The sequence below is a fragment of the uncultured Campylobacter sp. genome, from assembly GCF_937921625.1.
Taxonomy (GTDB): domain Bacteria; phylum Campylobacterota; class Campylobacteria; order Campylobacterales; family Campylobacteraceae; genus Campylobacter_B.
In genome coordinates, this window is record NZ_CAKZTI010000036.1 from 128578 (window position 1) to 141194 (window position 12617).

The 12617-nt window shown below is 47.9% G+C and carries 13 protein-coding genes; all 13 read left to right on the forward strand.

Annotation, left to right across the window (positions count from 1 at the left end; all coding sequences use genetic code 11):
• Positions 1–229: 229 nt before the first annotated feature.
• A complete protein-coding gene (locus Q0101_RS06090) occupies positions 230–1177 on the forward strand; it encodes an NAD(P)-binding domain-containing protein (protein WP_005872145.1) in 948 nt (315 codons plus the stop codon).
• The gene (locus Q0101_RS06095; protein WP_297943285.1) at positions 1174–2415 is read left to right on the forward strand and encodes a methyltransferase; all 1242 of its coding nucleotides are present in this window, start codon (positions 1174–1176) and stop codon (positions 2413–2415) included. The genes Q0101_RS06090 and Q0101_RS06095 overlap by 4 nt, the downstream gene beginning before the upstream one ends.
• Positions 2408–2779, forward strand: coding sequence for a YkgJ family cysteine cluster protein (locus Q0101_RS06100; RefSeq protein WP_297943287.1), 372 nt, complete (start codon positions 2408–2410; stop codon positions 2777–2779). The genes Q0101_RS06095 and Q0101_RS06100 overlap by 8 nt, the downstream gene beginning before the upstream one ends.
• The gene (locus Q0101_RS06105) at positions 2746–4587 is read left to right on the forward strand and encodes a hypothetical protein (RefSeq protein WP_297943289.1); all 1842 of its coding nucleotides are present in this window, start codon (positions 2746–2748) and stop codon (positions 4585–4587) included. The genes Q0101_RS06100 and Q0101_RS06105 overlap by 34 nt, the downstream gene beginning before the upstream one ends.
• Positions 4588–4589: 2 nt before the next feature.
• Positions 4590–5384, forward strand: coding sequence for an indole-3-glycerol phosphate synthase TrpC (trpC, locus tag Q0101_RS06110; protein ID WP_297943291.1), 795 nt, complete (start codon positions 4590–4592; stop codon positions 5382–5384).
• Between the two features lie 331 nt (positions 5385–5715).
• Complete coding sequence (locus Q0101_RS06115) at positions 5716–5850, forward strand: hypothetical protein (protein ID WP_297943293.1); 135 nt, start codon at positions 5716–5718, stop codon at positions 5848–5850.
• A 488-nt stretch (positions 5851–6338) separates the two neighbouring features.
• Positions 6339–6827 (forward strand): HIT domain-containing protein, encoded by a 489-nt coding sequence (locus Q0101_RS06120; protein WP_297943295.1) that lies wholly within the window; start codon positions 6339–6341, stop codon positions 6825–6827.
• 14 nt (positions 6828–6841) lie between these two features.
• Positions 6842–7687, forward strand: a complete 846-nt coding sequence (locus Q0101_RS06125) for a WG repeat-containing protein (RefSeq protein ID WP_297943297.1) — start codon at positions 6842–6844, stop codon at positions 7685–7687.
• 16 nt (positions 7688–7703) lie between these two features.
• Complete coding sequence (locus Q0101_RS06130; RefSeq protein WP_297943299.1) at positions 7704–8705, forward strand: bifunctional 3,4-dihydroxy-2-butanone 4-phosphate synthase/GTP cyclohydrolase II; 1002 nt, start codon at positions 7704–7706, stop codon at positions 8703–8705.
• The gene (locus tag Q0101_RS06135; protein ID WP_297943301.1) at positions 8702–9859 is read left to right on the forward strand and encodes a DNA polymerase IV; all 1158 of its coding nucleotides are present in this window, start codon (positions 8702–8704) and stop codon (positions 9857–9859) included. Before Q0101_RS06130 ends, Q0101_RS06135 begins: the two co-directional genes overlap by 4 nt.
• A gap of 19 nt (positions 9860–9878) precedes the next feature.
• Positions 9879–10418 (forward strand): hypothetical protein, encoded by a 540-nt coding sequence (locus Q0101_RS06140; RefSeq protein ID WP_297943303.1) that lies wholly within the window; start codon positions 9879–9881, stop codon positions 10416–10418.
• Positions 10419–11018: 600 nt separating this feature from the next.
• Positions 11019–11837, forward strand: coding sequence for a prolipoprotein diacylglyceryl transferase (gene lgt / locus Q0101_RS06145; RefSeq protein WP_297943305.1), 819 nt, complete (start codon positions 11019–11021; stop codon positions 11835–11837).
• Between the two features lie 94 nt (positions 11838–11931).
• On the forward strand, positions 11932–12615 hold the full coding sequence (locus Q0101_RS06150) for a fumarate reductase cytochrome b subunit (RefSeq protein ID WP_297904688.1): 684 nt from the start codon (positions 11932–11934) through the stop codon (positions 12613–12615).
• Positions 12616–12617: the final 2 nt, after the last annotated feature.

Sequence of the window (12617 nt, forward strand, 5' to 3'; positions counted from 1 at the left end):
TCTTGCTGCCGCTTCTACTGCTCCGCCGCATGAGCTTTTATAAACGGATTGGCGCCGTGAAATTTAAAATTTAAACGTAGAAAATTATGTCTTTTCAAATTTAGCCAAGCAAGCATCTTAAAGCGTTAAAATTTTAAATTTAAGCTGCGAAATTGCTAGGAAATTCCACTGATTTTAATGGAATTTTTACTATAATTTCGTATGAAATTTAAAAGATTAAAGGAAATTTATGATAGACGTTTACGACTTGGCGGTGATCGGCGGCGGTCCTTGCGGCATCGCTTCCGTAGTAGAAGCCAAAAGAAACGGGCTTGCGCATGTACTTCTGCTCGAAAAAGGCGACAACCACTCTCAAACGATTAGGCAGTTTTACAAAGATAAAAAGCGCGTCGATAAAGAATATAAGGGCTTTGACAGCGAGACGCGCGGCTCTATTTCGTTTGAAACCGGCACGAAAGAGAGCGTGCTAAATTATTTCGACGAGCTCTTAGATAGCGATGAAATCGATACGAATTTCAAAAGTGAGGTCGAAAAGATCGAAAAGCACGCAGATGAGTTTTATATCACGACTAGCTCGGCTGGATACCGCGCGCGCAACGTCATCGTCGCAATTGGTAGGATGGGCAAGCCCAATAAGCCCGCTTATAAAATTCCGCCTTCGATCACGCAACGCGTAAATTTCAATCTTGATAAATGCACGATCAATGAAAAAATTCTAGTCGTCGGAGGTGGTAACTCAGCTGCAGAATACGCTATAGCGCTATGCAAGACCAATGTCGTGACGCTTTGCTATCGCAAGCCTAAATTTACCCGCCTAAACGAGACGAACGAAAGCGACGTAATGCGCGAGACCAAATACGGCAACATCATCTTGCGTTTAGGCATCGATATAGAGGCTCTTGAGAATGAAAACGGCAAGGTGCTGGTAAAATTTGATGATGGCACCGAGCTCGTGTTTGACCGCGTGATATACGCGATCGGTGGCACGAGCCCGATTGATTTTCTTAAAAAATGCGGCATCGCTTACGACGAAAACGGCGTGCCGATCGTGGATGAAAATCTCCAGACCGCCACTAGCGGGCTTTACGTCGGTGGAGATCTCATTAGCAGAAGTGGTGGATCGATCGTGGTGGCGATAAATCACGCTCATACCATCATCAAAAATATCCGCAGATGAGGCTTTATCAGCCAAAAAAGGGCTATCGCTACACGAGCGATACGATTTTTTTGTGGAATTTTATAAGAAGCTCAGGCGTGCGTAAAGCTGACGCAGCATCGCAAAATGGCTCTTTAGCGCTGGGCTGTGGCGCGGAATTTAAAGACGCGACAGATGGAGGCTTTAATGCGCAGTTTTACGCTGCGGATTTCGCAGGCGGCGAAGCGGAATTTTGTACCGAGGATTGCGCTTTTAGCAAAGAAGAGTCGTATGCCGCTAACCATAGCGTGGGGAATGATCGCGATTTTGGAAGTAAGGGCTGCGCTGAACTTAAGGCGGAATTTAAAATGGAATTTCGAGCGGAATTTCAGGAGAAATTTCAAAGCGAGCGCTATAAAAATTCCGATTTTCAAAGCGACGAAGCCCATCATACTTTAAAGCCCGATATCGCAAGCGGTGAAAATTTTAAATTTTGTGACGAGCAAATCGCGCAGTCTTTAGAATCTAAAAAGACGCACGATAAAGATTTCGCGAGCAAATTTGAAGACGCCAAGGTGCGCGAGGATTTTGCTGCGGAGTGCTTGTTTGACGGCGGGTTTGCCGCTTGCAATGAGCGTAGCCTAAAAGGCGCGCTAAATCCGCGAGCGATATACGGCGACGTGCTGGATGTGGGCGCAGGATGTGGAATTTTGGGATTTTTGCTAAAACGCGATTTTGAGAGCATCAATCTAAGTTTGCTAGAAATTCAAGAGCGAAATTTAGAAATCTTAAGGCTAAATTCTTTGCAAAACGATCTGCCTGCCGAGATTTTGCACGCGGACTTCGCGGAGTTTAAAAGCAAAAAGCGTTTTGACTTTATCGTCTCAAATCCGCCTTTTTATCGAGAGCGCATGTCGCTTAGCAAAGAGCCTCACATGGCGCTTAGTAAGAGCGCAGTAAGCCTTAGCCTACGGGATTTTGTGCGATCTGCGAATGCTCATCTCAAGCCTGGCGGTACGCTTATTTTTTGCTACGAGGCAGGCAAGCTAGCTAAAATTTGCGAGCTTTTGGGCGAGTTTAGGCTAAATTTGACGAGGCTTGGTTTTGTCTATCCTGACATTTCAAAGCCCGCTAAACTCGCGCTTTTGCAGGCTCGTAAGAACTCGCGCTCGCCCTGTGAGATCGCCCTTCCGATCTATGCTAGCGCGCACGGAAGGCGCACCGCACAAGCCCACGCGATCTACAAAAGCGCGGATTTAACGAGCGTGGATTATGAGTGAGTTCGGCTTTAGCTTTGATGCGAGCGCGTGCGAGCGCTGCGGCGGCAAGTGCTGCACGGGAGAGAGCGGCTATATCTGGATAGATGAGAGCGAGATTACGGCGCTAGCGGCAAAATTTAAAATTTCACCTGCAAGGATTAAAAAAATTTATTTACAAAAAATAGGCGCTAGATTTAGCGTAAAAGAAAAGCCCTTTGAGGGCGGCCTGGCGTGCGTATTTTTTGACGAGACACAGCGCAACTGCGGGATTTACGAGCTGCGTCCGAAGCAGTGCCGTAGCTTCCCGTTTTGGGAATATTTTAAAACGCATACTAAAGAATTGGAGGAAGAATGTATCGGGGTAAGGTTTTTGGCGGAATTTTAATCGCGGCGATGATTTTAGCACCCCAGTATCTAAGTGCGGAAAGTGGGACGAATGCTGCAGCAGCGAAGCAGTCCGTTACGGATAAAAAGGCGTCTGATCGGAATTCCAGCATTGGCACAAAAAACGGTGCAAAAGATGCAATTAAAAAGAGCTTGATAAATCGCGGCGTAAGTGCTAAAAGTATAACCAAAGAAAAGCTAAATCACGCGATGCGAGCGCAAGAGGACGCCGAGTTAAATTTCGATTTGCTTACAGCTTTGGAGCTACTGCATAAAGATCCAGTCGCATCGATGTTTTTATACGAAAAGGCATACAATAAAACGGGCTCGTCCGTTTATCTGCTAGAAGCGCTAAAGACCGCTTTTGCGATCAAAGATCGTAAAAATACGGCGCGTTATTTAAAGCTCGGCGAAAAGAGCCTAAGCTCAGACTCCGAGTATCTGCGAGTAAAAATCGGCTACTACTTAGGCATTAAAGATAATCTAAATGCCAATACCGCTGCTCTTAAGCTGGTCACCGTAGATCCCGTTTCGCGTAGTTACGCGATCTTAGCGGCGACATATTATGCGATGGAGAATTTTACTTTAGCCAAAACCTACTTTGAAAAAGCCTATGAGCTAGACAAAACTGACGAAAATCTCATCAGATTATGCGACGTGCTGCTAAATAAACTCAATGATTCGGACGGAGCGATCCGCATCATCGAGACGCACAGGCGCATCTACGGCTGCGCCCAGGGTATGGCGTGCGAGCTGCTAGCTGATGTGTATCGCGCGAATAAACGCTATTTGGATGTCGCTAAGATCGATGAAGCGCTGTATGAAGCCAAGGGGGATAATAAATTCTTAGACGATATGATAGCGATTTATTACTACTCAAATGACTTTGATAAAATAATCGAGCTTTTGAAAAAATACGACTACAAGCGCGAGCTTCTAATCGACGCCTACGCGCATAAGAAAGACTATAAAACCGCGATTAAAATGGCGCGCGATGAGTTTATGAAGACCAAAAATTACGACTTTTTGGCGATCGAGGCGATCTACGAATATGAAAGTGCGGGCAAAAACGTGGACGCCAAGACCCTATCTAGCGTAGTGGCAAAATTTGAAAATATCGCGCCGCAGCTTAAAGACCCCGTGCACCTAAACTACTACGGCTACATCCTAATAGATCACGATTTGGACATTCGCAAGGGCATCGAGCTCGTCCGCCGCGCTCTACAAAAAGACCCCGACTCGCCGTATTATCTGGACTCGCTTGCTTGGGGATACTACAAGCTTGGCGAGTGCGACAAGGCTAAAAATGAAATGGCTAAGATCAAAGACGCAGAATTTTTTAATTCCCCCGAAGGTAAAGAGCATTTGGAGGCGATCGATGCGTGCGCCGCTAGCACAGGCGTAGCGCCGCAGAATTCTATATCGCAAAACCCCGCTACGATAAAAGGCTCCGCGCCGAAAGATCAGGCGCCGCAAAGCCCGGCAATAAAAACCCCTTCGCCTAATTCCATAAAATCTACGGCGCCCGAAAGCTCTGTGTTAGATTCCGCACGTCCGAGCTCCGCTGCAACGCGTGATTTAACGCCAAAAGACTCCGCTTCGCAAAATTCTGCTGGGTCTGCAAATTCCGCGATTCAAAACCAGGCACCAAATTCCGCGGCTTCTGAAAATTTTGCGACGCCAAATTCCGCCGCGCAGAATTCTGCCTCGTCAAGACAAAATTCCGTATCGAGGCAGGATTTTATGCCAGAGCAAAATTCTACGTCGAAAGAGCCCACCGGCTCTAAAATCCAGACACCAAAGCAGTAGCGATGATTTTGGATGAAATTTTAAAACGCACTCGCGAGGATCTCGCGCTTCGTAAAGAAAGGCTGCCCGAGGATCTGCTCGGCCGCTCGCTAAGCGCCAATCCCTACGAGCCGCGCGATGTCATAAGCGCGCTTAGAAGCGATGAGAAGGATCCGCTGCGCATCATCGCCGAGATAAAAAAGGCAAGCCCGAGCAAGGGGATCATCCGCGAGGATTTTGAGCCGCTAAGCCTTGCGGTGGAGTACGAAAATGCAGGTGCGAGCGCCTTTTCGGTGCTTACCGAGCCGCATTATTTCAGAGGCGATTTGGAGTTTATCCCGCAGATCCGCCGCTATACCCGCACGCCCATTTTGCGCAAGGATTTCATCGTCGATCGTTATCAAATCCTCGAGGCGCTGGTTTACGGCGCAGATTTTATCCTGCTGATCGCCAAAGCTCTGGAAGGCAAACAGCTAAGAGAGTTGCTAGAGTTTGCCCGCAGGCTGGGGCTTCGGGCGCTGTGCGAGATCCACGATAAGGACGATCTGAAAAAGGCGGTCTTCGCAGGGGCTGATATTATCGGCATCAACCATCGAAATTTAGAGACTTTCGAGGTCGATACGAGCCTGAGCGAGCGGCTAATCCCGCTGATTCCAAACGGCAAGATCATCGTAGCCGAAAGCGGTCTGCACTCGCACGAGCAGCTTAAAAGCTTGCACGAGGCGGGCGTCGATGCGTTTTTGATCGGCGAGCATTTTATGCGCCAAAATGACGTCGGCGCGGCACTGCGCGAGATAAAGCTCGGCGCGAGCGGCTAAATTTAAATTTGGCTCATTTGATCGCGTAGGCTTAAACCCGAAGCGAGCGGTTAAATTTAGTGAACGGAGCGAAATTTTAAGGCAGTAAATTTTAAAATTCGGCGGACTTTAAAATTTAACGGCTCTTTAAATTTAGCGCCGCGGCGCAATTTAATATCGCACATCGCGCGAGAATTCACGCTGCGCGTTGGCATCGCGAGCTTGTTATTGCGCGCCGCGCAAACGGCTGCGGAGAGAGGTTTAAATTTACGCTTTGCATAGCTTCGCGCAGGCGGGTTTGCGCTTGCGGAATTTGACTGCTTAGGATTGCGCGTCTGTTGTAATGCCCCGTATGTCGTACGCTTACACAAGCCTAGTATTGGCGATTATATACGGCGCCGTAAATTTAATCGCAGCTCGCGATCTAAGCCGCCTTGGCTGCGATACGCCGCGATTAAACTTCGGCTGTATTACAGCTGTGCCGTGACCGCGTCGCGTTAAATTTTAGCGCGTGTTGCGATGGTGACTGCGGCGCAGGTTTGGCATCGCGTACCGTGCCTGTGAGTGCGCCTAAGATTTGTTATAATGCGCCGCGCAAACGACCGCGTAGATTTGATATCGCATACCACGTAGTCGGTACGTGCGCTTTGGCATCGCGAGCTTGTTATTGCATGCCGCGCGAACGGCTGCGGTGCGGATTAGACGCTATGTTTGCCGTGCGATGAGTGCTCGCCAAATGCGCACTAACGCCCGCCGCGGGCTTTGATTCACAGAGTGCGTATTGCGCCGAAGTGCCCCGCGATTGCAAAGCGCGTTCCGTCGCGTGCATAGCTCCGCGCCGTTCGAGCAAGCGCAGACCGCGTAAATTTAAAATTTTATGAAATTTAGAAGTTTTAAATTCCAAATTTCATAGAATTTTGCGAAACGCAAATTTTAAAATTCCATAGAATTTTGGAATTTCGGAAAGGAAAAGAGATGGATTATCTTTGCGCCCCTTGGCGAAGCGAGTATTTTACCGAAAAAAGAAGCGGCTGTCCCTTCTGCGACGCGGTGGCGGATGCGGCGTTTGATGATCGCAACGGCGTACTTTTTCGCGCGCAGCACTGCTTCGGGGTGATGAACCTCTACCCTTACAGCCCGGGCGCGTTTATGGTCATACCTTACGAGCACGCCGATAATATCGAGTGCCTTAGCGACGATGCGTGGGCGGAGATGAGCCGCTACGTGCGCGCCGGAGTGGGGATTTTAAAGCGCACACTGGGCGCAAACGGCGTAAATATCGGTATGAACCTCGGCGCCGCCGCGGGTGCGGGCATAGCCGAGCACGTGCACTATCATCTCGTGCCGCGGTGGCAGCGCGATACGAATTTCATCACGACGATAGCAAACGTCCGCGTAAACGGCGTTTCGTTCGCTCCGCTTTTTCAGAAGCTAAAAGCGGCTTACGCAGAAATCAAAATTTAAAACGGAGGATAGAGATGATTTTAGTTGCAGTAAAAAAGAATAAAAAATGGGGTGTCATAAATCAAAGAGAAGAGGAGATTATTCCTTGTATTTATGATTTTATCTATAGTTTTCACGAAGGCTTAGCTTGGGTCGAAAAAGATGGTAAATGTGGCTTGATAGATAAAACCGGCAAAGAGGTTATTCCTTGTATTTATGATAATGAAGTCTATAGTTTTCATGTTCATGAAGACTTAGTCCGGGTCAAAAAAGATGGTAAATATGGCTTTATAGATAAAACCGGCAAAGAGGTCATTCCTTTTGTTTATGATGATGCTAGGGACTTTTCCGAAGGTTTAGCTCTGGTCAAAAAAGATGGTAAATATGGCTTTATAGATAAAACCGGCAAAGAAGTTGTTCCTTGTATTTGTAATTATATTAATGATTTTAAAGAAGGCTTAGCTAGGGTCAGAGATTACGACAAATATGGCTATATAGACAAAACAGGAAAAGAAGTCGTTCCTTGTATTTATGATGGCGCTTCATACTTTTGCAAAGGTTTGTCTTGTGTCGAAAAAGATGGTAAATGTAGCTTGATAGATAAAACCGGCAAAGAGATCGTTTCTTGTATTTATGATGATATATTGGTCTTGGGCGATACCATATCTGATATATACGATCAAGTCATATATTATAAAGGATATGTTAAAGTCAAAAAAGACGGCAAATGGGGTTTACTAGACGATTTGGAAAATGAAATTTTAAAGCCAGCGTTCTACGACGAAGTAGAACTTGTGAAAGTTTTAAGCGACGACTATATCAAGATTATTTTAGACGGTCGCGAAACGATCGTGAATAAAAACGGCAAAATAATATCGTAAATTTAAAGGAGAGATAATGGTTAGCGTAGAGCAAGCGATCGAGGATCTGAAAAACGGCAAGATGCTTGTTATGGTCGATGACGTCGATCGCGAGAATGAGGGTGATTTGGTGTTTGCGAGCACCTTTAGTAGCGCAGAGAAGGTAAATTTTGCGATCACGCATGCTCGCGGAGTGTTGTGCGTGGCGCTTAGCCCGCAGATTGCGCAGCAGCTAGATCTAAATTTGATGGTCGATAAAAACACCTCCAGCCACGAGACCGCCTTTACCGTCACGATCGACGCGAAGGACGCCAAGACGGGCGTAAGCGCGTATGAGCGCAATATGACGATCGAGCTAATGTCGCGCGTGGGCGCTCGCGCGGATGATTTCGTCCGCCCTGGGCATATCTTCCCGCTCATCGCCAAAAGCGGCGGCGTGCTCGCTCGCACGGGGCACACCGAGGGCTCTACGGATCTGTGCCGCTTGGCTGGGCTTTCGCAAAGCGCCGTGATCTGCGAGATCGTCAAAGACGACGGCGATATGGCGCGCAGGGACGATCTGGAGAAATTCTGCGCGCAGCACGGCATCAATATGATCTCGGTCGCACAGATCGTGCAGTACCGCCTAAAACACGAAACTCTCGTTAAATTTAGCGAGCCAAAAAGCGCTCTGCTGTGCGGCGAAGCGGCGAAATTTTACGACGTGAGCGATCACGAGGGCAACGAGCATCGCGCCTATATTTTCGGCGAGCCCGAAAAGAGCGCGCAGACGAACGTGAAATTTCATAAAATTTCAAGCGATCTGGAGTTTTTAAGCGATACGAAATTTAACGATTTCATGCGCGATCTGGACGTTTTACGCAACGAGGGCGGCGTGCTTTTGATGCTAAAATCAGCGCAAAATCGCGCCGATTTTAAGAGCTTCGGCATCGGAGCGCAAATTTTAGCGCATCTGGGCGTAAGAAAAATCAAAATTCTAAGCAAGAGCGAGCCGAAAGACTACGCGGGGCTTAGCGGATTCGGGATCGACATAGTTTGATAGCTCACATCGATTTGGACAGCTTCTTCGTCTCTGTAGCGAGGCTTGCCGATCCCGCGCTTGCGGGCAAAAAGATCGCAGTCGTCGGAGGCGGCGACGAGGAGATTTTCGGCGGCAAGAGCGAGCTTGGCAGCGTGATTTTAAGCGCGAGCTACGAAGCCAGAGCCTGCGGCGTGCACTCGGCTCAGCCCGTTAAAATCGCGCTCGGACTCTGCCCGCAGCTGATTTTGGTGCGCGCGCGGCACGGCGAATACCGAAAAGCTTCACGCGAAATTTATGAGTTTTTACTAAACTTTACGCCCGAGATCGAAAAATTTAGCATCGACGAGTTTTTTCTAAATTTACGCGGCACGGCATACGACGCGGACGCGCTGAGCTTTGCCGCGTTTTTACAGAGCGAAATTATGCGCCGCTTTAGCCTTCCGTGCAGCGTCGGGCTTAGCGAAGCAAAACTGATCGCAAAGCTCGCCACTAGCCTTGCCAAGCCCTTCGGCGTGCGTCAAATTTTAAAATCGCAAATCGCGCGCGAGCTATCCGCCGTGCCGGTAGCGAAATTCCCGGGCATCGGCAAAGCGGCGCAAAAAACGCTCGGCAAATACGGCATCGTAAGCTTCGGCGACGCGCTAGGGCACAGAGAAATTTTTGAAAAGATGGGCGCAAACGGCAGGAAAATTTTCGCAGCCCTTAGCGGCGAGGATGAGGGCGAGGTCGTCTCAAAGCGCGAGCGCAAGAGTATCGGCTTTGGGCGCAGCTTCGCGCCGTGCACCGATCGGGATGAGCTGCGGCGTAAAATTTTAATTTTGGCGCGCCATTTGGCGGGCGAAGTGCTTGCGAGGGACCTAAAGCCCGCGACGTATGATCTAAAGATCCGCTACAAATCGCGCGAGGAGTTTTCGCACCAAATCAGCCAGGATAGGGCGTTTAGTCTAAATTTGCTGAGCGAGACCGCGCTTGAGCTGTTTGAGCTCTGCGACGTGAAAAAAGGCGCGCAGATAATCCACGTAGCGCTAAATCTTTCAAATTTCGGCGGCAGATCGGGCGGCTCGCTGCTTTTTGGCGAGATCGATAAAAAGCAGCAGAGCTTGGATCGATCTTTAAGCAGGATTTGGGAAAAATTCGGCATCGAAAAGCTAAAAAAGGCGAGCGAAATTTGATTAAATTTAAAGGAAAAAGATGAAATTAGGCGAGCTATACTCGGTGATCTGCATAATCTTTGCGACGAATTTCAGGGGCGTGATAGATGAGCAGAAGTTGCGCGGCTTGGGCAAAAACTGGATCATCGTAAATAAAAATATCGAGAACAAAAACGGCTACGAGCTTTGGCAAAAAGTGCAGGGCGAGGACTACGCGGCGCTAGAGCGCGATTTTGAGGCGCTAAAAGGGGCGTTTGAGATGGATTTTTTCAAGCTTATTAGCGAAAGCGAAGTGGAGCTGTTTTATGAAAAATGCCGCTTTAAAAAGCCTTTTACGGAGCTTAAAAGCGCTCACGCGGCCAATATGCTAGCACTTCTTGCCATGATCTTTAAGCAAAACACGGACGCGAAATCGCATAAAATTTTGACGCTATATCTGGCGCAATTTATCATTCCGAGCTTTTCCGCGCTTGCTACGCACGTGCAGATAAACGCCAAAAGCAGCTACTACAAGGCGCTCGGGTGGTTTTTGGCGGATTTTTGCCGCGTGGTTAAAGAAACGCTAGGGCTTGGAATTTAGAATTTAGAACGCGCGCTCGGTATTTTTTTGCGTGTTCGACACGGAGAAGTGCTGCGTAGAGATAGAATTTAAAGCTTGCTTTCGAAATTCCTTGCGCTACGGCTTATACAGCTCCTGCGGGCGCGACAAGCTAAGCGAGGCGGGCGAATTTTATCTGCATTATCTTGCGCGGATGCAAAGTAGCTGCCTTGCTGTTTTTGTGCGTCGGTGCTTGTCGTATCGCGCGCGTCGTTTTGAATTCTGCGCGGCATTCGGCGCTTTGGTCGCGTTATGCGCATCATCCAGCCTTTGCCGTGTGCTGTCGGTATCGATACCGTGCGCGTCGCGTCTGCGCCGCGACGTTGCGTGCTTGGGTAATCCGTGCGTTGCTTTGTATGCCGCACAAGGCGCCGCCGCTTGAAATTTCATGTGAGGTGGCCCGCGCGTCGTTTGACGCTCTCGCTAGGATTCGTGTCTTACGTGTTTCGCGCGTGCGATCGAGCGTTCGAAAACTGAGGTTTAGTGCCTGCGTATACGCCGCTCTGCGTCTTTTACCGAGCGTTCGCCACGCAGCGTCCGATGCGTGGCGTTAAATTTTAAAATTTAAAACAAAGGAAAAATTTGAATTACTGGAACGAAATTTACGCTCACTTTGATCCCGTGGCATTCAGCGCGTTTGGTATAAACGTGCACTGGTACGGCATTATGTATGTTTTGGCGCTACTTACGGCGCTATTTATGGCAAAGTATTTTGTAAAAAAAGACGGCCTTGACTTCAGCGATAAGATGCTCGATCGCTACTTTATCTGGGTCGAAGTGGGCGTCATTTTGGGCGCGCGGCTTGGATACATCGCGATCTATTCGGGCGAGGCGGCGTGGTATTTCAGCCATCCGTGGCAAATTTTCAACCCCTTTCATAACGGCGAGTTCGTGGGCATTCGCGGTATGAGCTATCACGGCGCGGTCGTCGGATTTGTGATTGCGACGGTTTGGTTTTGCAAAAAATTTAAAACCGATATGTGGGCGCTGCTCGATCTCGTGGCACTTAGCGTGCCGCTTGGGTATTTTTTCGGGCGCGTGGGAAATTTTTTAAATCAGGAGCTTTTCGGGCGCGAAACGACCGAGCCATGGGGGATCTTGGTGGGCGGTACATTGCGTCATCCAAGCCAGCTTTACGAGGCGGTTTTGGAAGGACTGGTAATTTTCGTGATTTTATTTTTCTATCGTAAATTTAAGAAATTTAACGGCGAGTTGATATGTCTGTATGCGATGCTATACACGGCGTTTAGATTTTTCGTGGAATTTTTTAGGCAGCCGGACGACGGGCTTGGGTTTATATTTTTAAATTTATCGATGGGGCAAATTTTATCTTTGGTGATGTTTTTGATAGCAGTTTTCTTAAAGCAGTCTTTGAAGAAAAAACTAATTTGCAGAAATTAAATTAATCTAAAGTTAAAAAGTAATATAATCTCTTTATAAAAATGTAAATTTTCGTTTAGCGGGGATTTATAATCATCTTTTTTAAGGAGAACCTATGCTAGGTCGCATTGAAGGCTTTACGGGCAGATCCATAGACGGCAAAAAAAGCCGCATTATGGCTTTGCAAGATGTGGCGCAAAGCATCAGCGGGCTGATTTTGGCCTGTTTTATGCTGTGTCATATGATATTTACCGGTACGATTCTGATCGGTAAGGGCGCGTTTGAGGGCGTCGTACATTTCGCCGAACCAGGCGGAATTTATTTCGTCACAAACATCGTCGCTTTTGTAATTTTCGTGATTTTCGTGATTCACGCATTTTTGGCGATGAGAAAATTTCCGGCTAACTACGCCGCTTACAGAGCGTTTAAAGCGCACAAAATGCGAATGAAGCATTGCGACACGACGCTTTGGTGGTTTCAGTTTTGGACGGGGTTTTTCCTATTCTTCTTTGCGGCGGCTCATATTTTAATGATCGTATTCGGTCCGAAAATTACTGCAGATCTTGCTATCGCTCGCTTCGGACAGCTTCATCTATTTTATTTCGTTTTATTGATTTTCGTAGTAACTCACGCTAGCATCGGAATTTATAGGCTTTATATGAAATGGATCAGCATAGACGGCACGAAGGCGGAAATTCAAAGAAAAAGAGCTCTCATCAAAAAGACGGTTTTTATCGTTTGGGGCGCATTTTTCTTGCTTTCGATAATCGCCGATTTCAAATGGTTAAGTTTAGAATAGGG

Coding starts and splice junctions, on each gene's coding strand:
- Q0101_RS06140 (WP_297943303.1), top strand. CDS start 9,879: ATGAAATTAGGCGAGCTATACTCGGTGATCTGCATAATCTTTGCGACG.
- Q0101_RS06105 (WP_297943289.1), top strand. CDS start 2,746: ATGTATCGGGGTAAGGTTTTTGGCGGAATTTTAATCGCGGCGATGATT.
- Q0101_RS06100 (WP_297943287.1), top strand. CDS start 2,408: ATGAGTGAGTTCGGCTTTAGCTTTGATGCGAGCGCGTGCGAGCGCTGC.
- Q0101_RS06090 (WP_005872145.1), top strand. CDS start 230: ATGATAGACGTTTACGACTTGGCGGTGATCGGCGGCGGTCCTTGCGGC.
- Q0101_RS06115 (WP_297943293.1), top strand. CDS start 5,716: ATGTCGTACGCTTACACAAGCCTAGTATTGGCGATTATATACGGCGCC.
- Q0101_RS06120 (WP_297943295.1), top strand. CDS start 6,339: ATGGATTATCTTTGCGCCCCTTGGCGAAGCGAGTATTTTACCGAAAAA.
- Q0101_RS06095 (WP_297943285.1), top strand. CDS start 1,174: ATGAGGCTTTATCAGCCAAAAAAGGGCTATCGCTACACGAGCGATACG.
- Q0101_RS06150 (WP_297904688.1), top strand. CDS start 11,932: ATGCTAGGTCGCATTGAAGGCTTTACGGGCAGATCCATAGACGGCAAA.
- Q0101_RS06130 (WP_297943299.1), top strand. CDS start 7,704: ATGGTTAGCGTAGAGCAAGCGATCGAGGATCTGAAAAACGGCAAGATG.
- Q0101_RS06125 (WP_297943297.1), top strand. CDS start 6,842: ATGATTTTAGTTGCAGTAAAAAAGAATAAAAAATGGGGTGTCATAAAT.
- trpC (WP_297943291.1), top strand. CDS start 4,590: ATGATTTTGGATGAAATTTTAAAACGCACTCGCGAGGATCTCGCGCTT.